At 73.8% G+C, this 23,320-nt stretch carries 17 protein-coding genes and 1 pseudogene; 11 read left to right on the top strand and 7 right to left on the bottom strand.

The features are described 5' to 3' along the window. Positions 1–3: 3 nt before the first annotated feature. The 3 genes and pseudogenes from dnaJ to dnaK all read right to left on the bottom strand — a co-directional run bounded on the left by dnaJ (position 4) and on the right by dnaK (position 3,902). The gene (gene dnaJ / locus JD77_RS12700; protein ID WP_145774583.1) at positions 4–1,182 is read right to left on the bottom strand and encodes a molecular chaperone DnaJ; all 1,179 of its coding nucleotides are present in this window, start codon (positions 1,180–1,182) and stop codon (positions 4–6) included. 80 nt (positions 1,183–1,262) lie between these two features. Next, positions 1,263–2,003 carry a nucleotide exchange factor GrpE gene (gene grpE / locus JD77_RS12695; protein ID WP_145774582.1) on the bottom strand — a complete coding sequence of 247 codons (741 nt, stop codon included), beginning with the start codon at positions 2,001–2,003 and terminating at the stop codon, positions 1,263–1,265. A 43-nt stretch (positions 2,004–2,046) separates the two neighbouring features. After that, positions 2,047–3,902 (bottom strand): annotated as a pseudogene (dnaK, locus tag JD77_RS12690) (molecular chaperone DnaK). Positions 3,903–4,097: 195 nt separating this feature from the next. Here dnaK and JD77_RS12685 point away from each other — a divergent pair. The 3 genes from JD77_RS12685 (at position 4,098) to JD77_RS12675 (ending at position 8,968) form a co-directional block, all read left to right on the top strand. Continuing rightward, complete coding sequence (locus JD77_RS12685; RefSeq protein ID WP_145774581.1) at positions 4,098–5,939, top strand: GTPase domain-containing protein; 1,842 nt, start codon at positions 4,098–4,100, stop codon at positions 5,937–5,939. Then, complete coding sequence (locus tag JD77_RS12680; protein WP_145774580.1) at positions 5,936–7,627, top strand: GTPase; 1,692 nt, start codon at positions 5,936–5,938, stop codon at positions 7,625–7,627. Before JD77_RS12685 ends, JD77_RS12680 begins: the two co-directional genes overlap by 4 nt. Positions 7,628–7,747: 120 nt before the next feature. Further along, a complete protein-coding gene (locus JD77_RS12675; protein WP_145774579.1) occupies positions 7,748–8,968 on the top strand; it encodes a hypothetical protein in 1,221 nt (406 codons plus the stop codon). Between the two features lie 184 nt (positions 8,969–9,152). Here the strand turns inward: JD77_RS12675 and JD77_RS12670 are convergent, their stop codons facing one another. Both JD77_RS12670 and JD77_RS12665 read right to left on the bottom strand, forming a co-directional pair. Then, complete coding sequence (locus JD77_RS12670; RefSeq protein ID WP_387225766.1) at positions 9,153–9,785, bottom strand: phosphoesterase PA-phosphatase; 633 nt, start codon at positions 9,783–9,785, stop codon at positions 9,153–9,155. Between the two features lie 96 nt (positions 9,786–9,881). Then, complete coding sequence (locus JD77_RS12665; RefSeq protein ID WP_145774578.1) at positions 9,882–10,526, bottom strand: hypothetical protein; 645 nt, start codon at positions 10,524–10,526, stop codon at positions 9,882–9,884. Between the two features lie 691 nt (positions 10,527–11,217). Between JD77_RS12665 and pdhA the strand changes: the two genes are divergently transcribed. From pdhA to JD77_RS12640, 6 genes are all read left to right on the top strand, one after another. Further along, positions 11,218–12,402, top strand: coding sequence for a pyruvate dehydrogenase (acetyl-transferring) E1 component subunit alpha (gene pdhA, locus JD77_RS12660; protein WP_145774577.1), 1,185 nt, complete (start codon positions 11,218–11,220; stop codon positions 12,400–12,402). Next, positions 12,402–13,391, top strand: coding sequence for an alpha-ketoacid dehydrogenase subunit beta (locus JD77_RS12655; RefSeq protein WP_145774576.1), 990 nt, complete (start codon positions 12,402–12,404; stop codon positions 13,389–13,391). Before pdhA ends, JD77_RS12655 begins: the two co-directional genes overlap by 1 nt. Before the next feature lie 5 nt (positions 13,392–13,396). Further along, on the top strand, positions 13,397–14,860 hold the full coding sequence (locus JD77_RS12650; protein ID WP_145777558.1) for a dihydrolipoamide acetyltransferase family protein: 1,464 nt from the start codon (positions 13,397–13,399) through the stop codon (positions 14,858–14,860). A 221-nt stretch (positions 14,861–15,081) separates the two neighbouring features. Next, a complete protein-coding gene (locus tag JD77_RS32050) occupies positions 15,082–15,219 on the top strand; it encodes a hypothetical protein (protein ID WP_165823299.1) in 138 nt (45 codons plus the stop codon). A gap of 334 nt (positions 15,220–15,553) precedes the next feature. After that, positions 15,554–17,944: an LppU/SCO3897 family protein gene (locus JD77_RS12645; protein WP_145774575.1), complete on the top strand. Its 2,391-nt coding sequence runs from the start codon at positions 15,554–15,556 to the stop codon at positions 17,942–17,944. Positions 17,945–18,220: 276 nt separating this feature from the next. Then, entirely contained in the window at positions 18,221–18,871 is a 651-nt protein-coding gene (locus JD77_RS12640; protein WP_211372546.1) for an SMI1/KNR4 family protein, read from the top strand. 365 nt (positions 18,872–19,236) lie between these two features. Here JD77_RS12640 and JD77_RS12635 read toward each other — a convergent pair whose 3' ends face one another. Together JD77_RS12635 and JD77_RS12630 are read right to left on the bottom strand one after the other, a co-directional pair. Then, entirely contained in the window at positions 19,237–19,431 is a 195-nt protein-coding gene (locus JD77_RS12635; RefSeq protein ID WP_145774573.1) for a DUF397 domain-containing protein, read from the bottom strand. Continuing rightward, a complete protein-coding gene (locus JD77_RS12630; RefSeq protein WP_145774572.1) occupies positions 19,422–20,219 on the bottom strand; it encodes a helix-turn-helix domain-containing protein in 798 nt (265 codons plus the stop codon). Before JD77_RS12630 ends, JD77_RS12635 begins: the two co-directional genes overlap by 10 nt. A 476-nt stretch (positions 20,220–20,695) precedes the next feature. Between JD77_RS12630 and JD77_RS35135 the strand changes: the two genes are divergently transcribed. Both JD77_RS35135 and JD77_RS12620 read left to right on the top strand, forming a co-directional pair. Further along, complete coding sequence (locus JD77_RS35135; RefSeq protein ID WP_342799646.1) at positions 20,696–20,830, top strand: hypothetical protein; 135 nt, start codon at positions 20,696–20,698, stop codon at positions 20,828–20,830. Positions 20,831–21,476: 646 nt separating this feature from the next. Next, positions 21,477–23,309 carry an NHL domain-containing thioredoxin family protein gene (locus JD77_RS12620; RefSeq protein WP_145777557.1) on the top strand — a complete coding sequence of 611 codons (1,833 nt, stop codon included), beginning with the start codon at positions 21,477–21,479 and terminating at the stop codon, positions 23,307–23,309. The last annotated feature ends 11 nt before the right edge of the window (positions 23,310–23,320 follow it).

The raw sequence follows: 23,320 nt of genomic DNA, 5'->3' as shown, positions 1-23,320 counted from the left end.
AACTCAACTGATCCGACGCACCCGCGCGTCGAGATGTTCCCGGCCCGCCGGCGGCGTCTGCTCGGCGAACGCCTCCAGCGCCGCCCGCGCCTCGTCGGACACCCGCGCGGGGACCACCACGTCGAGGGTGACCAGCAGGTCGCCGGCCTGGCCGTCCTTGCGCACCACGCCCTTGCCCCGGGCCCGCAGCACCCGCCCGCTCGGCGTGCCCGGCGGCACCCGCAGGGTCACCGCGCCGTCGAGGGTGGGCACCCGCAGGTCGGCGCCGAGCACGGCCTCGGCGAAGGTGACCGGCACGGTCAGCGTCAGGTCGTCCCCGGTACGCCCGAACAGCTCGTCCGGGCGGACCTTCACCTGTACGAACAGGTCGCCTGCCGGTCCGCCGCGTTCGCCCGGCTCACCCCGACCGGCAAGCCGGATCCGCTGACCGTCGGCCACCCCGGCGGGGAAGCGGACGTTCAGCGTGCGGGTCTTGGTGACCCCGCCGGTGCCCTGGCACTCCGGGCACTTCTCCTCGACGATCGTGCCCACGCCCTGGCAGTTGCGGCACGGCTCGGAGAAGCTGAACGACCCCTGGTTGCGGGTAGTCATCCCGGCGCCGTGGCAGACCTGGCAGGTCACGGGCTGGGTGCCGGGCTTGGCCCCGCTGCCGTGGCAGGTGTCGCAGATGCCGGGGGCGCGCAGGGTCAGCGGAAGGGTCACGCCGCGTACGGCGTCACCGAAGTCGAGCGCGACCTCCGTCTCGACGTCCCGGCCCCGGGCCGGGCCGCGCGGGCGGGACGGGCCGCCGGGTCCGCCGCCCGAGAAGATCGAGCTGAACAGGTCCTGGAAGCCGCCACCACCACCGCCACCGAAGCGGCCGCCGCCGGCCCCGCCGCCGAACAGGTCGGACACGTCGAACGGCTGCCCGCCGGCGCCGCGGGCGTTGCGCCGGAACGCGCCCGAGCCGAACAGCGAGCGCATCTCGTCGTACTCGCGGCGCTTGGCCTCGTCGCCGAGCACCGCGTACGCCTCGGAGACGACCTTGAACCGCTCCTCGGCCTTCGGGTCGCCGGGGTTGTGGTCCGGGTGCGACTCCCGGGCCAGCTTCCGGTACGACTTCTTGATCTCGTCCGAGGAGGCGGACTTCTGCACGCCCAGCGTGGCGTAGTAGTCCTTCTCGAGCCAGTCCTTGGAACTCACCGGTCCACCCCCTTCCACGGGCCGGACCCCGGTCGTCCCGCCCGCCCGGCGGGGGCGGACGGGACGTCACGGGTCGGCACTTACTCCGGGTCGGCGACCGCGACCATGGCGGGTCGCAGCAGCCGCTCGCCGAGCTGGTAGCCCCGGCGCATGACCTGCACGCAGGTCGGCTCGGTCACGTCGGCGGAGGTCTGGTGGGCCACCGCCTCGTGGCGCGTCGGGTCGAACGGGTCGCCCTGCTCGCCGAACGCCGTCAGGCCGAACTTGCCGAGCGCCGTGGTGAGCTGCTCGGCCACCGTGCCGAACGGCCCCACCAGGTCGCCGTGCTCGCGGGCCCGGTCGAGGTCGTCCAGGATCGGCAGCAGCGCGGCCAGCACCGAGCCGGTCGCCTGCTCCTGGACCAGGCTGCGGTCCCGGTCCACCCGCTTGCGGTAGTTGGCGTACTCCGCCGACACCCGCTGCAGGTCCCGGGTCCGCTCGTCGAGCTCGGCCCGCAGCGCCTCCAGCTCGGCGCCGAGCGGCCCGCCGACGGCCGGAGCGCCCTCGCCCTCGGCCGGCTCGGCCGGGGCGTCGACCACGGGCGGCCCCTCCACGGACGTGGACTCGACCTTGATCTCGTCGACCACGACCTCGGCCTCCTCCACGAGGCCCTCCGCCGGGACGTCCGCCCCGGCGTCGGTGGCGGCGGGACCGTCCGACTTGATCTTGCGATTGTCACGGATGACGACCCGCGGCTCTTCGCCGCCGGCCTGCCCGGCGGCCGCGGAGCCACCCGGCGCCGACCCGGAGCCCGGGTCGGCGGCTCGTGGCTTCTCCGTCATGCGGTCACCTCATCCCTTCCGCGGGCGCGTCCGAGGCGGATCGTCACTTCTTGTCCTCGTCCACGATCTCCGCGTCGACCACGTCGTCGGCACCGCCGGCCTGCGCGCCGCCGGTCGCGCCGGCGCCCGGCCGGCCGCACCCGGCTGCTGACCCTGCTCGGCCTGCTGGGACGCGTAGAGCAGCGAACCGGCCTGCTGGGAGACCTGCGCCAGCTTCTCGTGGGCCGCCTTGATCTTCTCGATGTCCTGGCCGCCGAGCGCGGAGCGCAGCTCGCCGAGGGCCTCGTTGAGCTGGTCCCGGTTCTCGCCGGGCAGCTTGTCGCCGCTCTCGGCGAGGAACTTCTCGGTCTGCCACTGGAGCGCCTCGGCCAGGTTGCGGGTCTCGGCCTCCTCGCGGCGGCGCTTGTCCTCCTCCGCGTGCTCCTCGGCGTCCCGGCGCATCCGCTCGATGTCGTCCTTCGGCAGCGAGGAGCCGCCGGTGATCGTCATCTTCTGCTCCTTGCCGGTGCCCATGTCCTTGGCGTGCACGTTCACGATGCCGTTGGCGTCGATGTCGAACGTGACCTCGATCTGCGGCACGCCGCGCGGGGCCGGGGGCAGGCCGGTCAGCTCGAAGGTGCCGAGCTTCTTGTTGTAGGCCGCGATGTCCCGCTCGCCCTGGAACACCTGGATCAGCACCGACGGCTGGTTCTCGTCCGCCGTGGTGAAGATTTCGGAGCGCTTGGTCGGGATGGTGGTGTTGCGCTCGATGAGCTTGGTGAAGATGCCGCCCTTGGTCTCGATGCCCAGGCTCAGCGGGGTCACGTCGAGCAGCAGGACGTCCTTGACCTCGCCCTTGAGCACGCCGGCCTGCAGGGCGGCGCCGACGGCGACGACCTCGTCCGGGTTGACGCCCTTGTTGGGCTCCTTGCCGGTGAGCTGCTTGACCAGGTCGGTCACGGCCGGCATCCGGGTCGAGCCGCCGACCAGGATGACGTGGTCGACGTCGGAGACCTTGATCCCGGCGTCCTTCACGGCCTGCTCGAACGGGCCCTTGCAGCGGTCCAGCAGGTCCTGCGTCATCCGCTGGAACTCCGCGCGGCTCAGGGTCACGTCGAGGTGCAGCGGGCCGGCGGCGCCGGCGGTGATGTACGGCAGGTTGATGTTGGTGGTGGTGGCCGCCGACAGCTCGATCTTGGCCTTCTCGGCCGCCTCGCGGAGCCGCTGGAGGGCCATCTTGTCCTGACCCAGGTCGATGCCGTGCTCGCCCCGGAAGGTCTTCACCAGGTGGTCGATGATCCGCTGGTCCCAGTCGTCGCCGCCGAGGTGGTTGTCACCGCTGGTCGACTTGACCTCGATGACGCCCTCGGCCAACTCCAGCAGCGACACGTCGAAGGTGCCGCCGCCGAGGTCGAAGACCAGGACGGTCTGCTCCTTGGAGCCCTTGTCCAACCCGTACGCCAGGGCGGCCGCGGTCGGCTCGTTCACGATCCGCAGCACGTTGAAGCCGGCGATCTCGCCGGCCTCCTTGGTGGCCTGCCGCTGGCCGTCGTTGAAGTAGGCGGGGACGGTGATCACCGCGTCGGTGATCTGCTCGCCCAGGTACGCCTCGGCGTCCCGCTTGAGCTTCATCAGCGTGCGCGCCGAGATCTCCTGCGGGGTGTACTTCTTGCCGTCGATGTCGACGGTCCAGTTGGTGCCGATCTCCCGCTTGACCGACCGGATCGTCCGGTCCGGGTTCGTCACCGCCTGGCGCTTGGCGACCTCACCGACGAGCACCTCGCCATTGCGGGCGAACGCGACGATCGACGGGGTCGTCCGCGAGCCCTCAGCGTTCGCGATGACGGTGGGCTCACCGCCCTCGAGAACGCTGACGCAGGAGTTCGTCGTGCCGAGGTCCATACCGACCGCACGTGCCATGTTCGCTTCCTCGCTTCTTACGTTGGCCCAGGTGGCGGGGGCCACCCTTCATGCACTCGCCTCAAGTTGAGTGAACCGGACTCAATAGTGCCACGCCCACGCCGATCGTCAAGTCGGGTTGAGCGGACCCGACGCAAGTTCACGCCACGGCCAGTCCGGTTGTCTTCACTTGCGTCGGTCGGGCACGCTTTAGCGGTGACGACGCAGGGGGATCCCACCGCCCGTACCGGTGCGCCCGCCGTCGCCGCCCGTACCGGCGCTGGGGACGCCGGGGAGGATTCGTCCGGTCCCCCCGGAGACGGCCTGCCCGCCGCGCTCGCCGGCCTGCGGGCCGCGATCGGCGCGGCCCGGTTCCCGCTCGCCCTGCCCTCGGCCGAGCCGGCCCGGCAGGCCGGCGCGGCCCTCACCGCCCAGCTCGACGACTACCTGCTGCCCCGGCTGGCCCGGCTCGACGCGCCGCTGCTGGTGGTGGTCGGCGGCTCCACCGGGGCCGGCAAGTCGACGCTGGTCAACAGCCTGGTCCAGGCCCGGGTCAGCGCCGCCGGCGTGCTCCGGCCGACCACCCGCTCCCCGGTGCTGGTGTGCAGCCCCGCCGACTCCGCCTGGTTCCGCCAGGGCGAGCTGCTGCCCGGCCTCACCCGCACCAACGAGCCCAGCGAGGACCCGGGCACCCTGCACCTGGTCACCGCCCCGGCGCTGCCCCCCGGCCTGGCGTTCCTCGACGCCCCCGACATCGACTCGGTGGTCGACGCCAACCGGGCGCTCGCCGGTCAACTGCTGGCCGCCGCCGACCTCTGGCTCTTCGTCACCACCGCCGCCCGGTACGCCGACGCCGTCCCCTGGGAGCTGCTGCACACCGCCCGCGCCCGCGGCGTGGTGATCGCCATGGTGCTCGACCGGGTGCCCGCCGAGGCGGCCGACGAGGTCGCCGCCCACCTGGCGGAGATGCTCACCGCCCAGGGCCTCGGCGCGGCCCCGCTGTTCGTCCTGCCCGAGACGTGCGTCGACGGGCAGGGTCTGCTCCCCGAGAAGGTCACCGCGCCGCTGAGCGCCTGGTTCGCCGAGCTGGCCGCCGACGCCGAGGCCCGGGCGGCCGTCGTCCGGCAGACCCTCGACGGGGCGCTGGCCGCCCTGCGCCCCGCCGTCGCGGGGCTGGCCGAGGCCGCCGACGAGCAGGAGACCGCCGCGGAGGCCCTCGACGAGCGGGTTCGGGCCGCGTACCGGGGGGCGGAGCGGACCGTCGAGCAGGGGCTCTCGGACGGCCGCCTGCTGCGCGGCGAGGTGCTCGCCCGGTGGCAGGAGTTCGTCGGCACCGGGGAGTTCTTCCGCACCCTGGAGGCGCGGATCGGCCGGCTGCGGGACCGGGTGGTGGCGGCGGTGACCGGCCGACCGGCGCCCGCGGCCGAGCTGCGCACCGCCATCGAGTCCCAGCTCGTCACGCTGCTGCGCGGGGTCGCCGCCGAGGCGGCCGAGAACGCGTACACCGGGTGGCGGGCGCATCCGGCCGGCGCGGCGCTGCTCGACCCGGCGCTCGCGCACCCTGCCGAGGACTTCCCCGAGCGCGCCGAGCGGCTGGTCCGCGACTGGCAGCGCGGGGTGCTGGAGCTGGTCCGGGCCGAGGGCGGCGACCGCCGGTTCGTGGCCCGGACGGCCGCGTACGCGGTGAACGCCACCGGGCTGGCCGTGATGATCGCCGTGTTCGCCTCGACCGCGTTCATCCCGACGGGGCTGGAGGTGGCCACCGGGGCCGGCACCACGGTCGCCGCGCAGGCGGTGCTCCAGGCGATCTTCGGCGACCAGGCCGTGCGTACGCTGGCCAGTAAGGCCCGGGGTGACCTGCTGGAGCGGGTCCGGGACCTGCTGCACGCCGACGCCGCCCGCTTCCTCGCCCGGACGGACGAGGCCCGCCCGGCGGCGGGCACCGGCGAGACGCTGCGAGCGACGGCCGAGCGGGTCGAGGCGGCCCGGCAGCACAGCGGCCTGACCGGGTCGGACGCGGCGCCCCTGCCGCTGCCGAAGGAGGACGGGAGCTCATGACCGGCATCGTCGGCCGGATGCGCGAGGCGTTCCGGGGCGACCAGCGGGTCGACGCGGACGCGCTCGCCGCCCGCCTGGACGCGGTCCGCCGGTTCCTCGACGCGGCGGACGGCCAACTGCCGGACACCCGGTTGGTGCCGGCGCACACCCTGGTCGAGCGGGCCGGCACCCGGCTCGCGCTGTCCCGGGACCACACCGTCGTGGCCCTCGCCGGGTCCACCGGCAGCGGCAAGTCGAGCCTGTTCAACGCGCTCGCCCGGCTGGACCTGTCCCCGGTCGGGGTGCGTCGCCCCACCACCGGCGTGGCGCACGCCTGCGTCTGGGGCCCGCTCGACGGGGCCAACCAGCTGCTCGACTGGATCGGCGTGCTGCCCCGGCACCGGTTCGTCCGGGAGAGCGTGCTCGACGGCGACGACGAGCGCGACCTGCACGGGCTGGTCCTGCTCGACCTGCCCGACTTCGACTCGGTGCAGTGGTCGCACCGGCTGGAGGTGGACCGGCTGCTCGGCCTGGTCGACCTGGTGGTCTGGGTGGTCGACCCGCAGAAGTACGCCGACCGGGTGATCCACACCAGCTACCTGCGCGAGTTCCACCGGCACCGGGACGTGACGCTGGTCGTGCTCAACCAGGCCGACCGGCTGCCCCCCGCCGAGCTGCCCCGGGTCCTGGCCGACCTGCGCCGGCTGCTCGACGCCGACGGGCTGGAGGGCGTGCCGCTGCTGGCCACCGCCGCCGTCGACCCGTCCGGGATCGTCGAGCTGCGGGGGGCGCTGGAGCGTACGGTCGCCGAGCGGCAGGCCGCGCTGCGCCGCCTCGCGGGCGACGTTGCCGACGTCGTCGCCGGCCTGGACGAGCTGGTCGCCGCCGAGGCGCCCGCCGCCGGGTCGGCCGCCGACACGGTTGCCGGCCTGGACCGGGCGCTGGCCGGGGCGTCCGGCGTGCCGGCGGTGGCGGACGCGGTCGAGGCGGCCTACCGGCACCGGGCCGCCGGGGCGACCGGCTGGCCGCTGGTGCGGGGCTGGCGGCGGCTACGCCCCGACCCGCTGCGCCGGCTGCACCTGCCCGGCCCGACCGCCGACGCCGAGCCGGGCGACCCGGCGGAGAGCCTGGTGGCCGCGACCTCCGTACCCGATCCGACCGCCGCGCAGCGCTCGGCGCTCGGGCTGGCCGTCCGGGCGGTGGCCGACCGGGCCGGCGCGGGTCTGCCCGCTCCGTGGGCGGGCGCGGTGAGCGCCGCCGCCCGCTCCCGGCTCGGCGACCTGCCGGACGCGCTGGACCGGGCCGTGGCCGGCACCGACCTGGGAATGGACCGCCGGCCCGCCTGGTGGCGCATCGTCGGCGGGTTGCAGTGGCTGGTCACCGTCGCGGCCGTGGCCGGCCTCGGCTGGCTGGCGTTCGGCTACGCGCTGCGCGCGCTCGGCCTGCCGCCCCTGGAGCCCCCGCGCGTCGGCGTGGTCCCGCTGCCGACCGTGCTGCTGCTCGGCGGCCTGCTCGCCGGGTTGCTCCTGGCGGCGCTGACCCGGCCCGTGGTGCGGTGGGCGGCCCGCCGGGCCCGAAGCCGGGCCGAGCGGCGGCTCGTCGCCGCGGTGGGCGCGGTCGGCCGGGAGTACGTGGTGACGCCGGCCGACGCCGTGCTGGCCCGCTACGGGCGGGCGCGGCAGGCGCTGCGCGACGCCGCGGGGGTGTAAGGGGCCCCGGCCGACGTTTCCGGTAGCGAGGGGGCCTTCTCACCGCCACCCGACCCAGGTGTGTGGCGCGGCGCGTTCGCCTTCGCTGCCTGGACCCCTCCGGCGGCGTAGGGTCGATGCATGGCCACGCCTCAGACCCCCTACGACGCGGTGCTGCACGCCGCACGCGACGTGACCAGGCTCGACACCGCCCTCGACGCCGAGATGCTCGGCGCGGCGCTGCTCGGCAGCGTCTACGCCGTCGCGGAGACCGACCGCGACGCCGCCGTCCGTGAGTTCGTCGCCGGCTTCCTGGCCGCCACCTCCCGCCGCCGCACCGCCGCGGCCCGGACCATCCGCTCGGTCTTCGCGGCCCTCGTGCCGGACGCGGAGGGGGCCGCCCGGGTACGCCCCGGCACGCTGGCCCCGGCCTGGTCGGAGCAGCTCGGCCGGGTGCACCTCACGGGCACCTGGTCGTACGGCGACGTGTACGGCGACCAGACCTCCTACCTGGCCACCTTCGCCTACGACGACGCGGCCGGCGGCCCGGAGCACGCGCTGGTGGCCCTGGTGGACCACAACATCGGCATCACCAAGGACGTCTTCGTCGGCGGGCCGGCCGAGCGGATCGTCGGGCAGGTACGCGAGCTGGTCGCGACCGACGAGCTGACCTGGTTCCGGGAGGAGGACCCGGCGCGGATGCGCGGCGAGGTCGGCCGGCACCTGGCGATCACCGACGGCCTGGGCGAGCTGCCCGCCGAGGGGTCGCTCGCCACGGACCGGGCCCTGGCCGGCGCCCGGCTGGCGCTGCTGCCCCTGCCCGCCCCCGGCACCGTCCGGGACGCCCGGCCCCTGTCCGGGGACGAACGGACGGAGCTGGTCCGCGCCTTCCTCGCCTCGCCCGAGGCGGCCCGGTTCGCCCTGGACCCGTCCGACGACGCCGGGCTGGCCTCGCTGCACTTCTGCCTCAGCCTGCTGCTGGACCACGCGGCGAGCTTCCCGGACGCCGACCCGCTGCGCTGGAGCCCCACCGTGGCGGAGCTGTTCCTGCTGGACTGGGTCCACCGGCGGGCGGTGCTGGACATGGACGACGCCGCCATGCTCCCCCGGGTGCTGCGCGGCTGGGCGGCGTACGCGGCCCGCCGCAAGGGGCTGCCCGCGGCGGCGTCGGCCCGGACCGACACGGCGATCGAGGAGATGGTCCCGGAGTTTGCCCGGCTCTACTCGACCGGCGAGCGGCGCAGCCCGGCCACGGCGGCGGTCGCCCAGCTCATGGCCGACGGGGTGGACCCGGACGACCCGGCCGCCCTGGACGCCTGGATCGAGGCGAACCGCCACCGACTCGCCGACGAGGGCGCCTGACCGTCGAGCCCTGGCGGCTCGTCAAGCGCGGGTGCGGGCCGCCGGGGTGTTGGGCCAGGACTCGGTGACACTGCACTTCCGCCGCCGCGAGGCGGGCGGCCCCTTCGACCGGTACGTGGAGCACTTCGAGGCGCTCTGGGCGGACGCCCGGATGCCGAGCGGGGCTGACAGCTACAACGGCGGATCAGGTGAGGGCGGGGTAGACCAGGCCGGCGACCAGGCCGCCCACGATCCCGCCGACGACCACCTGTGGCACCGTGTGGTCGCGCAGCCGTACCCGGGACCAGCCCGCCAGCGCCGGCAGCGGGGCGACGACCAGCAGCGGCGCGCCGAACGTGAGCACCAGGACCACCACCGCCCCGGTGGCCACCGCCGTGTGGATGGACATCTTCCACCAGTGGCTGACCGTCACCGCCACCACCAGCCCGATCATCCCGGCGGCGACCAGCGCCTGCAGCGGCCGGGGCGCGCCGAGCGCGGCGAGCAGGACCCAGCCGGCCGCCACCGAGGCCAGCCCGAACAGCAGCGGACGCCAGCGCTGCTCGCGTACGCCCACGTGATGGTCGGTGAGCCGGCCGCGCCGCACGCCGCCGACGATGTACGCGAACGGGATGCCGCTGGCGAAGACGGTGACGAGCAGCCCCCAGGCCAGCCCGTGCGCGGTGCCCCGGCTGCCGTGCCAGCCGACCAGCACCGCCAGCACGGCCACCAGCACGGCTGGCGCGGTCAGCTCGGTGACCAGCCGGGCGGCCCGCAGACCGGACCCGGGTGGCGCGACGACGGCTCCTCGTCGACCCCCGGTCGGCGTCTCGCTCACCGACACAGCCTATGCACCGGCGCAGATCTTGGACGGTTTCGGCTCTGGAAAGGCCGAAACCGTCCAAGATCTCTGCCAGAGACCCGTCCGGCCTGGTCAGTCCCGGAGCATGGGCAGGCCGACGCCGAGCGGCGACCGGAGCGGCAGCGGCAGCGGCAGCGGCAGCGGCAGCGGCAACGGGAGTTGGAGACACGGGCTCCTCGTCGGGTCGGCCGTGGGCGACGGGTCTGGTGTCGGCCGGTCGGTGGGCGACGGCGGCGGGGACGGGGGCGGAGTCGGGCGCGGCGGGCGGGTCGGCGGCGGCTCCGCCGGCCGGGTGGTGTGGGGCGGAGTGGGACGTGCGGCGTCCGGAAGGGGGCGCTCGGGAGGGGCCGGCTCGCGGGCCGGCGGGGGGTGCGGGCCGGCCGGGACGGTGGTGACCCGCCACCCGGCGGGTGCGGCGGCCGGCGCGGGCTGGCCGGTCGCCGGCAACGGAACGACCACCGGGCCCACCGAGGGCGTCGGGATGAACGGGGTACCGCTGTCCGGCAAAGCGCTGCTGCCGACGGTGGCCGACCCGGCGCTGATCGCGGCGAGGATCGGCATGGAGGCGGTCCCGGCGAGCAGGGCGACCGTGAGGAGGTACCCCCGGCCCGGGCCGGGGCCGGCGGCCCGGTGCGCGCCGACGATCCGGCGGTAGCCGCCGGCGGCCCGGTGCCGGCCGATGAACGGAACGGCAGGACCCTCACCTGGCTCGGACACGCGCCCTCCTCCTCGTTCGGCCGCCGGCCGAGCACCGACAGCCGCCGCCACCGCCGCCACCGGCCGCCACCGCCGCCACCGCCGCCACCGGCCGCCACCGCCGACAGCGCCGACAGCGCCGACAGCCCAGGAAGCCGAGCGCTGACAGCCGCCGCCACCGCCGACAGCCGAGCACTGGCAGTCGACAGCCGGCGGGCGGCCGCTGACCGCTCGGCACCGCAGCCTGACAAAGTCAGCCTTAAACGGACATAAGCAACTAAACCGCTCGCCGGACCAGAAACAGCTTGGCCTAGTCACGCTCAGTTCACCAGGTGCCACAGCGTGTCGACACACATTTTGTCCGCCACCCCTGGAGGTCGAGTGTCGGGATATGACAAACACCTCCGAACTGCCGCCAAGCTGACAGCGGCCGGTGAGCAGGCCGGGCGTACTGTGGGCCGACTCACCTCCTCTGCGAATATGGACCACGACGGCAACGCAGCCGCGACCTCCGCGCACCCCCGGCGGCAGGCACGGCTGAGCGCCGGCGCTCCCGAACCGGGTTCCCCCGAGCCCGGCTCACGCCGCGCGGCAACCCCGACCGGGGCTAGGCGCGGCTGCCAGGAACCGCCCGGCACCCGGCCGGGCGGGCCCACCACTTGCGCGGACGGGTCACCCCCGGCGCCGACGCATAAACGACAGGGAGAGACGGATGGCAAAGGGCGACCCCGGGGTCACCACCCGCGGCCGGCGGGCTGCACCCCGCTCCAAGCCAAAGGCCACCGCGGGCACCGGTGACCCGGAGCTCGTACAGCTGCTCACACCCGAGGGCGAGCGCATCGAGAGCGCGTTCGGCCCCGACGGGACGGAGTACCGCGTCGACTTCACCGACGACGAGTACCGCGGGCTGTACCGCGACCTCGTGCTGGTCCGCAAGCTCGACGCCGAGGCCACCGCGTTGCAGCGGCAGGGCGAGCTCGGCCTGTGGGCCAGCCTGCTGGGCCAGGAGGCCGCGCAGGTCGGTTCCGGCCGTGCGCTGCGCCCGCAGGACATGGCCTTCCCGACCTACCGGGAGCACGGCGTCCTCTACTGCCGGGGCATCGACCCGATCATGCCGCTCGGCCTGTTCCGCGGCGTCGACCAGGGCGGCTGGGACCCGAACGAGTTCAAGTTCAACATGTACACGATCGTGATCGGGGCGCAGACCCTGCACGCGACCGGGTACGCCATGGGCGTCGCGATGGACGGCAAGACCGGCGGCGACGAGGGCGAAGCGGTGATCGCGTACTTCGGCGACGGCGCCACCAGCCAGGGCGACGTGAACGAGTCCTTCGTCTGGGCCAGCGTCTTCAACGCTCCCCTGGTGTTCTTCTGCCAGAACAACCAGTACGCCATCTCGGAGCCGCTGGAGCGGCAGACCCGCGTCCCGCTCTACCGACGGGCCGGCGGTTTCGGCTTCCCCGGCGTACGGGTGGACGGCAACGACGTGCTCGCCTCGTACGCGGTGACCCGGCACGCGCTGGACAACGCGCGGCACGGCCAGGGCCCGAGCCTGATCGAGGCGTACACGTACCGGATGGGCGCCCACACCACCTCGGACGACCCGACCCGCTACCGGATCGCCAGTGAGGTCGAGTCCTGGCAGGCCAAGGACCCGATCGCCCGGATGAGGGCGTTCCTGACCAAGCAGCAGATCGTCGACGAGTCGTTCTTCGCCGAGGTCGACGAGCAGGCCCGCACCGAGTCGGTGGAGCTGCGCGAGCGGGTGCTGGCCATGCCCGACCCCGAGCCGCTGACGATGTTCGACCACGTCTACCCCAACGGCTCGCCCGAGCTCGACCAGCAGCGCGAGCAGTTCGCCGCCTACCTGGCTTCGTTCGAGGGGAGCGCCCACTGATGGCCACGGAGACGCTCACCCTCGGCAAGGCTCTCAACACCGGCCTGCGCCGGGCCCTGGAGAACGACCCGAAGGTCGTCATCATGGGCGAGGACGTCGGCAAGCTCGGCGGCGTCTTCCGGATCACCGACGGGCTCCAGAAGGACTTCGGCGACCGGCGGGTGATCGACACACCGTTGGCCGAGTCCGGCATCATCGGCACCGCGGTCGGCCTGGCCATCCGCGGCTTCCGACCGGTCTGCGAGATCCAGTTCGACGGCTTCGTGTACCCCGCGTACAACCAGATCGTGTCGCAGGTGGCGAAGATGCACTACCGCTCGCGGGGCATGCTCGACATCCCGATGGTCATCCGCATCCCGTACGGCGGCGGCATCGGCGCGGTGGAGCACCACTCCGAGTCGCCCGAGGCGTACTTCGCGCACACGGCCGGCCTGAAGGTGGTGAGCTGCGGCAACCCGCAGGACGCGTACTGGATGATCCAGCAGGCGATCGCCTCGGACGACCCGATCGTCTTCCTGGAGCCGAAGCGGCGCTACTGGGAGAAGGGGCCGGTCGAGCTGGACGGCCCGCTGTCCGAGGCGTACCCGCTGCACGCGGCCCGCGTCGTGCGGCCCGGCACCGACGCCACCCTGCTGGCGTACGGGCCGATGGTGCGGACCTGCCTGGACGCGGCGACCGCCGCGGCCGAGGACGGCCGGGAGCTGGAGGTCGTCGACCTGCGCACGCTCTCCCCGCTGGACCTGACGGCCGTGTACGAGTCGGTGCGGCGCACCGGCCGCTGCGTGGTCGTCCACGAGGCCCCCAGCAACCTCGGCCTCGGCGCGGAGATCGCGGCCCGGATCACCGAGGAGTGCTTCTACTCCCTGGAGTCTCCCGTGCTGCGGGTGACCGGCTTCGACATTCCCTACCCGGCCTCCCGGGTGGAGGAGGAGTATCTGCCCGACCTCGACCGGGTGCTCGACGGCGTCGACCGCACCTTCGGCTGGTGAGCGCAATGTCGCGGATCAAGGAGTTCAACCTCCCCGACCTGGGCGAGGGCCTGACCGAGGGCGAGATCCTCGCCTGGCTGGTGAAGGTGGGCGACGTCATCGAGCTGAACCAGCCCATCGTCGAGGTGGAGACGGCGAAGGCCGCCGTCGAGATCCCGGCGAAGTGGGCCGGCCAGGTGCACGCGATCTTCCACCCGCAGGGAAGCACGGTCGAGGTCGGCACCCCGATCATCGCGATCGACACCGACCCCGGCGCCGGGCCGATCGAGGCGTCGACCACCGCCGCCCCGGCCGCCGCGCTGCCCACCCCGTCGGCGGCCTCGCTGGCCGCGGTCGAGGTGGCTCCGAGCGAGGGCATGGTCGAGCCGGGTCTGATCGGTGGCGCCGCCCCGGGCGGGCGGACCGCCGTGCTGGTCGGCTACGGCCCGCGTACCACCGCGGCGAAGCGGCGGCCCCGCAAGGGCAGCGTCCCGACCCAGGCCACGGCGGCGCCGGCGCCGGCAGCGGAGGCTCCGGTCGCTCCCGCGTCGCCGGCGCCGCCCGCCCCGGCGATGAACGGCGGCGGCCGAACCGGCGGGCTGGTGCTGGCCAAGCCGCCGGTGCGCAAGCTCGCGAAGGACCTCGGCGTCGACCTGGCCGCGCTGACCGGCTCGGGCCCGCAGGGCTCGATCACCCGGGAGGACGTCCAGCGGGCGGCGAGCGCCGCCACGACGGCGGCGGAGCCGCTGACGGCCGCGGCCCCGACCACCGCCGCGGCGAGCTTCGGCGCGGACCGCGAGCGGCGCATCCCGGTCAAGGGGGTACGCAAGCTCACGGCCGAGAACATGTCCCGCTCGGCGTTCACCGCCCCGCACGTGACGGAGTTCCTGACGGTCGACGTGACCCGGGCGATGAAGGCCCTGGACCGGCTCCGCGGCCGGCGCGAGTGGCGCGACGTCCGGATCTCGCCGCTGCTGCTGGTCGCCAAGGCGGTGCTGCTGGCGGTCAGGCGCCACCCGATGGTCAACTCGACCTGGGCCGGCGACGAGATCGTCGTGAAGGAGTACGTCAACCTGGGCATCGCGGCGGCCACCGAGCGTGGTCTGATCGTGCCGAACATCAAGGACGCCGGCCGGCTCTCGCTGCGCGAGCTGGCGGACGCGATGACCGACCTGGTGCAGACGGCGAAGGCCGGCCGCACCTCGCCGGCCGACATGTCCGGCGGCACCCTGACGATCACCAACGTCGGGGTGTTCGGGGTGGACACGGGCACGCCGATCCTGCCTCCGGGCGAGTCGGCGATCCTGGCCTTCGGTGCGGTACGCGAGCAGCCCTGGGTACACAAGGGCAAGGTCCGCCCGCGCCAGGTCACCACGCTGGGCCTCTCCTTCGACCACCGGATCATCGACGGTGAGCTGGGCTCGAAGTTCCTGCGCGACATCGGGGACTTCCTGACCGACCCGGAGGCGGCACTGCTGGCCTGGACCTGACGGTCTCTGCCACCAGCCACCGGCCGGTGTGCCACGGGTGAACACCCGGCACACCGGCCGTGTCCATTTGGCGAATAAAAATTCGGCTTGCAGCCTCCACGGCCTACGATCCTTAGGCAGGTGTCTCAGCTCACCTAATAATCGATGGAAGTCCGCGGCGCCATGCGCTTCAATAGAGACATCCGGGGCCGACAACCGAATAGCCAGGAGGAGAGACCCAGATGAGCATGATCGAGCGAATCCGCAACCGCCGCGACGCCAACCGCCGCGCCCGTGCCATCGAGCACGCGCTGCGTTCCGCCAACTCGCCCGCGGTCCGCGAGGAGCTTCTCGCCATCGCCCAGCGTCACATGAGCTGACCCACACAAACTTTCCTCACCTCCTCCAGTCCGATGACCCGCCCGGTGGACCCCGGGCGGGTCATCGGCGTTTCGGACTGGTTGACACCGGGATTCCGCACCACGACAGCGCCCGGTACGGTGGGGACTCGGTCGTCAACCGCCCATCCGGACCGTCGCGCTCGATAGAAGCTGTTCGACACCGTTCGGCCACGCGGAGTGACGACCGGTGCTCCCCGGATGCCACGGGAGGCCACCGGATACGGTGCGGGGAGCCCGCACGGCCGGTACCGCCGGCTTCGCCGACGCACCCGGTCGGCATCGGCGGCCGACATGTCATGGAGGAGGCGCACCGATGACGTCCGAGGGCCCGCACCACCCCGGCCAGCAGCCGGACGAGGTGTCGCCGGGCACCGGCGCACCGGCGCCGTACGGCGTCGCCAACCCGGATCTGGGCTGGGCGCCCCCGCCGCCCGCCGCCCGGCCGAGCCCGCCCGCGCCAGCCTGGGCGGCACAGCAGAATCAGCCGCCGACGGCGGCCTGGGGCGCCGCCCCGCCGCAGAACGACCAGCCGCCGACCCAGGCCTGGGGCGCCGCCCAGACGCCGGGCCCACAGCCCGGTGAGCCCGGGGCCTGGGGGCCGCAGCCGACCGCCGCGGCACAACCCGCCTGGGCACAGTCCGACCAGCCGGCGTGGGCGCCGGGCGAGCAGGGCGGCCCCGCCTGGGGCACCGCCCAGCCCGCGGCGAACGGTGCCGCCCAGCCGGCCTGGGGCGCCGCCCAGCCCGAACAGCCGGCGCCGGCCTGGACCGGAGTGGCCGAGCAGCCTCCGCCCGCGTGGGGCCAGGCCGAGCCCGCCGTCCGCGGCGCAGCCCGCGTCCCCGCCCCGGCCAGCTTGCCCCAGGATGCCTGGAACAACCAGGACGACCCCGCCCGCTCCGGCGGCTGGCCTGCGGGGCAGGGCGGCGGCCAGCCCACGACGAGCGCCTGGCCCGCCGCGGACGAGCCGGGCCCGACCGGCGCGTGGGGCGGCGCCCCCGTGCCGCCGCCGCAGGACACCCGCCCGGATAAGCCCGACTGGGCGTCGGCGGAGCCGACCTCCGTGCCGCCGGCCCGGACCACCGCGACCGCCGGCGTGGACGGGCCACCGGCCTGGGGCGCCCCGGGAAGCCAGCAGCCGTGGTCCGCGGAACGGCCCGCCGTGCCGGACGTCGAGCCCTGGGCGCCGGGTGAGGCGTGGGGGCGCACCGAGGCCGAACCCGCCGCGCCGCAGCAGGCCGGCGGCTGGGAGCCCGGGCAGCCGGAGGACCGGCCGTTGTACCAGCCGGCCCCGGCACCCGGCATCTCGCCGGCCAACGCCGTGCCGCTGCCGCCGCAGGAGCAGCGCGTACCGGGCGCCAGCCTGGCCGGCGCCCCGCCGGCCGACTACCTGCCGCCGGCCCAGTTCACCCCGTCCGGCGAGCCGCCGGCGCGCTCGGAGCAGCCGGGCCCGGAGTCGACCGGCGTCGACGCCGGGTGGGGCCGGACGGAGGAACCCCAGCCGCCCGCCGGTCCGGTCGTGCCCACTCCGCGGGTCTCGGCGGAGTCCGGCGCGGCCGCCCGGGCCGCCGTACCCGTATCGGGCGGTGAGGTGCCCGCCGGCGGCGCCGGGAGCGTCTCGGCGAGCGCCTCCGTGCCGATGGCCAGCCGGGTGATGCCCCCGGCCGACCAGCCCGTCCACCCGGGCGGCACGCCCACGCCCCAGCCCCGGGTGTACGGCCGCCCCGCCCGCCCGGAATCGGTCGACGAGCCGGCGCAGGTGGAGGAGCACGGGTTCCACGCGGACCACAACCCGCCCCCGCCGCGGTACGAAGACCCGGCCGCGCCGGGCCGCTACGACGACGCCGGCACGCCCGGGCGGTACGACGACCCGGGCGCGGGACGTTTCGACGACCCGGGCAGCCAGGGGCGGTTCGACGACCGTGGACCGCAGCGGTTCGACGAGCCGCAGCAGCACGGCTTCGGGGAGCAGCAGGGCTTCGGGGAGCAGCACGGCTTCGGTGACGGGCCGGGGCAGCAGCACGGCTTCGGTGACGGGCCGGGGGTGGCCCCGCCCGCCTTCCCGCCCGGCGTGCCGTCGTTCGCGGACCCGGTGCCCAGCAACCGGCCGATGAACGGAACCCGCCCGCACGGCGGTTCCGAGCATCCGGGTGAGCACTTCGGTGGCCCCGGTCCGTCGGCCGGCGGCGGAACGGCCGTGCACGGCGCGGTGCCCGCCCCGGGCCCGAACCCGTTCGGTGAGCCGGACCACGGCGGGTACCCGCCCGGCGGGCCGCACCACTCCGGCCCGCCCCAGGCGGCCCCGGCCTGGGGCGCGGAGCCGGAGCAGAACCGGTTCGACGCGTTCAAGCCGGAGGCCGGCGAGCCGAAGACCGAGGCGCCGACGCCGAAGGTCCGCAACGGCCGGGTGCTGGCGGTGGTGCTGCTGGCTGCCGTACTGATCCTCGCCGTGCCGCTGGGCCTGCTGTTCCTGCTCGGCAAGGTCGGCGGTGACGAGAAGCCGGCCGGCTTCAACCCGGCCGTCGGCTCGTGCGTCAAGCGTTCGGGCGACACCGCGGCGGCGGCGACCTGCGGCGAGGCGGGCTCGTTCACGGTGGTCTCCCGGGTCGCCAACAAGGACAAGTGCGCCGACCCCGGCCAGCCGTACGTCGTCCTTCCCGGCAGCGGGGCGGACCGGGTGCTCTGCCTCAAGCCGGCGGGCAAGTAACGCGACGCGTGAGGGCGGGGCCACGGATCACCGTGGCCCCGCCCCCGTCGTACGGGTCTGGTGATCCAAGCCGCGGCCGGCATCGACAATTGGCCAGCGCGCCCGCGTCCAGGCCAGCCCGGCCAACGTCTACCGCTCGGTAGTCTGCGGGCGCACGCTCGGCGGTGTCGTCAAATGCCACGCCCGCATCAGAGGCAGCAACTACGTGCTGGCCCTCGCACGCGGTACGGTCGGCAGCCATCGGCATTGGCATAGCCACCTGGCACCATGGTCGGCGTGAGTCAGACAACTGATCCCGAAAAGAATAAAGTTGCCGCTGTTCTGACCACGCCGGAGGAGTGGCGTGTCTTTCTGAAGCGATACGGCGAGCTGTACGTGAAGGTCCGGGCCGACGGTGAAGAGTTGGTCGACCTGCTGGACGACGATCAGTTGGAGGCTCTGGATCGAGGGGAGCGGGTTGAGCCGTGGTTGGGTGAAGCCCCTGCTCGGGAGAAAGCTCTGGTGGCATCCGAGGAGCGGCTCGGAGTGCGGTTCCCACCGAGCCTGCGGGGATTCTTCCTGGCGAGCGACGGGTGGACGCGCCTGGATGCCTGGGTGGACGGTGTCCATCCGTGCGGCCGCGTCGTGTGGATGCGGGACAGCGAGGCCGGCAGGCGCGTGACCGAGATCTACGACTCGACACCCGGCAACGAGGACATTGTTCAGTTGTTTCGCCGGTCTATCGAAATCGCCCGGGGAGAGGATTTCTGGCTGCTCGATCCGACCGACGTCGGGCCGGACGGCGAGTGGGCCGCCTACGAGTTCGCACCGAAGTACGGCGACACGACGGAGTACCCCAGCTTCTCCGCGCTGGTCCACTCCGGGTACGAGAGCATGTCCGGGAACGAGAGCACGGAGGAAGATGAGGACGAAGAGGACATGGACTGAGTTGGTTCGTGAGCCTTCACGCCCACATCAGGAGTGATGCGAGGGCGACGGCCGCTTCAGTAGGACTGAGCGGTTTTGTCGTAGACGGGCAAGGACTGTTTGCCCTCCGGGCAGGGATCTTCGACAGAGATGGCCGGAGGACCGTACGGAGCTTGCGGCCGTGGGTGGTTGCGCTGGTCGCCATCTCCGCCGTGAGTTCCACACACCGCCGCCCGCACGCCCGCGGCGGGCCGGGCGTACGCCCAGCCGTCGCCCGCAACACGCCCCAACCGCCGCCCGTAGCGTGCCTAGCCCCGCCCACGTCCCGCCCACGACGAAGCGCCCGCCTCACGGTTGAGACGGGCGCTTCGAGGTGTCGGCAGCGGTCAGCGCCGCTCGGCGACCTGGGCGACGAACGTCCGCCAGGACTCGCGGGGGAAGGCCAGCACTGGCCCCGCGCCGTTGTCCTTCGTATCGCGGACGTAGACCGCAGCCGCGAGGTTGTCGGCGACCTCCACACAGGCCCCCTGGTTGCTGCCGCTGCGAGTGCTCTTGTGCCAACGTGCGCCGGTCAGGTCCATGACTTCGCCAACTCCAATATCAGGTCGGTGGACTGTTGCAGAGTCAGCGCTTCGGCGAGAGTGGCTTCCCACTGCTCCCGCAGCGCTGACACCGCCGCGACCCGTTCGACAATCTGGCCCTGAAGCCGGTTGTCCAGGTAACCGATGTCGGTCAGGTCCGGCAGGGTCGCAATCACGAACGGCCCGTCAAGTCCAGCGTACGCGCCGACTTCTTGCGGAACGACGTGGATTCTCACGCGCCGGCTGCTCTGGTTGAGGTGCACCAGGTGGAAAAGCTGCTCCCGCATGACTGCCGCGCCGCCGACGGGGCGACGCAGGGCGGTTTCGTCCACTATCACCACGAGCTGCAGCGGGTCGTCGCCCGAGAGGATCTTCTGTCGCGTCAGCCGCGCCGCAACCCGCGTTTCAACCTCGGCGACACTGAGTCGCCCGTCGCTGCCGAACACGGCGCGGGCATACGCCTCGGTCTGAAGCAAGCCGGGTATCCACGCGACTTCATACCAGCGCAGCGCCCGCGCTTGCTGCTCATAGGTGATCCACTCGCGCAACCATGGCGGGTCGGCGTCGAGGTCAGACAGGCGGTCGAGGAGTCGAGTGAACATCCCGCCTGTCTGAAGGGCCCGGTCGATGGCCGCGACGTAGTCCGCGGTAGGCGGGCGGGTGCCTGTCTCAACGGCGCTGACGTGCGTGCCTGAGTAGTTGATGAGCCTCCCGAATTCATCTTGACTCAGCCCCCGCGAGGTTCGGGCGTGGCGTAGCTCGTCTAGCAGGATCTCCGCGGCCGTCATGCCCACTTCCCCAAGCCTCCCTCAGTTTGGGTCGGCGTGGCCCTCACAGCCCCTCACCAGGGCAAAGACGGGCCGCCAACGACTCTCCACCATGGTCGGACACCTTCCGCCATCAAGCAATCACGGTAGAGGGTGGAACCAGGACGGCGCGGCCGGTGGAGGACCCGAAACCCGGCGGTCGCGTTCGTCGAGGGGCCGCCCTCAGGTACCGGCAAACCGCGGGGCGGCCCCTCTTCCAGACTCGACGGAGGGGGTCCCATGTCACACCGAGGAGGGCGCCACAGGTCCCGGCGGGGCCGGCACTGCGCGTGTGTGCCGTGCCGGGAGCGCCGGGCGGCGAAGCCGAAAGCCGAGCACGCGTCGATGCGCCCCGCGCCGCCGCGGAACGACATCGCGACGCAAGTCCTGTGGGGCCTGGCCGGCGAGCTGCGCACGCTGGGACAGGAGCGGCGCGGCAACGGCGGACGGTGGGCGTCATGAGCCGTACCGCCCGCCCTCACCTACCCGTCCGCCCGATCTGGCTGTGCCGCGTCTGCGGGCACACCTGGCCGTGTGGCGCCGCGCGGCTGTCGCTGTTGGCCGAGTACCGCGAGGACCGCACGGCCTGTTGATTTACCTCGCGACACTGAGGGAAGAGGCAACCGCGCAACTGTCCGAGCTGACCCCGGCGGACCCGCCCGGCGACCTGACGGACCGCTTCCTTACCTGGGCCCGCGCTCGCGCGTAGGGCCTCTTCGACGCCCGTCCCCGGCCACGTCTCCCACCTGCGCGGGAGACGTCCCGGGGCGGGCCCTTTTATGCGCCGTACACGGGGCTACGTGCGCCGCCCCACGCTTGTCGGCGCCCCCGACTACGTTGTCCCATATGCCCTCCGCCGTCACCGTTGCTTCCTCTGTGCGCCGACGGACCGTCACCCCGCCCTTTGCTGGCGTGGACGATCACCCGGCCATCGGCTCGGCCGCAACGATCGTCGTCGGCGACGACGCCTACCCGGCTGTCGTGATCCGAGCCGGCCTCACGGCCGTAACCGTTCGCCGCGTCGAGCACGGCGAGCCGCGCCGCAACCGCGACCACACCGCGCTAGTTGCGACCGGCGACCTGTCGCGCCCCGTCGGCCCTCCAGAGGTCTACCGCCTGCAAGACGGCCGGTATCGGACGGCGTCCGCCGTGCTGACCTTCGGCGAGGCGGTGTCGCGTACGCCTCTCCCGCAGCCCCGTCGGGCCGGCTGGGGGCCGATGGTGCGGCACGATGGGGTTATGTCTCCTCGCGTGCGTGCGCCCGAGCTTCGCGGCCGGGCTTGGCTGAACACCGGCGGTAAGGCCCTGACGATCGAGTCGCTAAAAGGTCGTTGCACGATCCTAGATTTCTGGACCTTTTGCTGCATCAACTGCCTGCACGTGCTCGACGAGCTGCGCCCGCTCGAGGAGAAGTACGCCGACGTGCTGGTCGTGATCGGCGTCCACTCGCCGAAGTTCGAGCACGAGAAGGACCCCGACGCCCTCGCCGCCGCCGTCGAGCGGTACGGCGTGCACCACCCCGTACTCGACGACCCCGAGCTGGACATGTGGCAGCAGTACGCGGCCCGGGCCTGGCCGACGCTGGCCGTGATCGACCCCGAGGGTTACGTCGTGGCCACCATGGCGGGCGAGGGGCACGCCGAGGGGCTGGCCCGGCTGATCGACGAACTGATCGCCACCCACGAGGCGAAGGGCACCCTGCACCGGGGCGACGGCCCGTACGTGCCGCCCGCCGAGCCGGAGACCACGCTGCGCTTCCCCGGCAAGGCCGTCGTGCTCCGCGACGGCAACCTGCTGGTGTCCGACTCGGCCCGGCACTCGCTGGTCGAGCTGGCTCCCGACGGCGAGACGGTGCTGCGCCGGATCGGCTCGGGCAGCCGGGGTCGCGCCGACGGCCCGGCCGGCACGGCCGGCTTCTCGGAGCCGCAGGGGGTGTGCCTGCTCCCGGAGCACGTGGCGGAGATCGCCGGGTACGACCTGGTGGTGGCGGACACCGTCAACCACCTGCTGCGGGGCGTACGGCGGGGATCCGGCGAGGTGGTCACCGTGGCCGGCACCGGTCGGCAGTGGCGGTCCACCGTCGACGACCACGCCCACGACGCCCTCTCGGTCGACCTCTCCTCCCCGTGGGACCTGGCCTGGTACGACGACCGGGTGGTCGTCGCGATGGCCGGCATCCACCAGCTCTGGTGGTTCGACCCGATCAAGCGCACCGCCGGCATGTACGCCGGCACCACGGTCGAGGCACTGCGCGACGGCCCGCTGGCCGAGGCGTGGATGGCCCAGCCGTCCGGCCTGTCCGTCTCGGCGGACGGCAGCCGGCTCTGGGTCGCCGACAGCGAGACCAGCGCGATCCGGTACGTCGAGAACGGCGTCATGGGCACGGCCGTCGGGCAGGGGCTGTTCGACTTCGGCCACGTCGACGGCCCGGCCGGCACGGCGCTGCTGCAGCATCCGCTGGGCGTCTGCGCGCTGCCGGACGGCTCGGTGCTGATCGCCGACACGTACAACGGCGCCGTCCGCCGCTACGACCCCGGGACGGGCCTCGTCGGCACGGTCGCCGACGGGCTGGCCGAGCCGAGCGACCTGGTACTCACCGCCGACGGCGGGGTGCTGGTGGTGGAGTCGGCGGCGCACCGGCTGACCCGGCTGGCCCCGGGCGCGCTGACGGCCGCCGGGGCGAGCACGGTGGACGGCCCCCGGCACCGTACGGAGCGGAAGCCGACCGACGTGGCGGCCGGCGAGGTCACGCTGGACGTGGTCTTCACTCCGGCCCCGGGGCAGCAGCTGGACGACACGTTCGGGCCGTCGACCCGGCTGGTGGTCTCCGCGTCCCCGCCGGAGCTGCTGCTGGAGGGGGCCGGTACCGGCACGGAGTTGTCCCGGCGGCTGGTGCTCAACGGCGCGGTGCCGAGCGGGGTGCTCCAGGTGACCGCGCAGGCGGCGACGTGCGACGCCGACGTCGAGCACGCCGCCTGCCACCTCACCCGGCAGGACTGGGGCGTACCGGTCCGGGTGGTCGAGGGGGCCGTCGCGCGGCTTCCGCTGGTCCTGCGCGGCCTGGACGCCTGACCGCCACCGCG

It is taken from the genome of Micromonospora olivasterospora (assembly GCF_007830265.1).
Classification (GTDB): Bacteria; Actinomycetota; Actinomycetes; order Mycobacteriales; family Micromonosporaceae; genus Micromonospora; species Micromonospora olivasterospora.
This window is presented reverse-complemented; position numbering and strand designations above follow the sequence as displayed.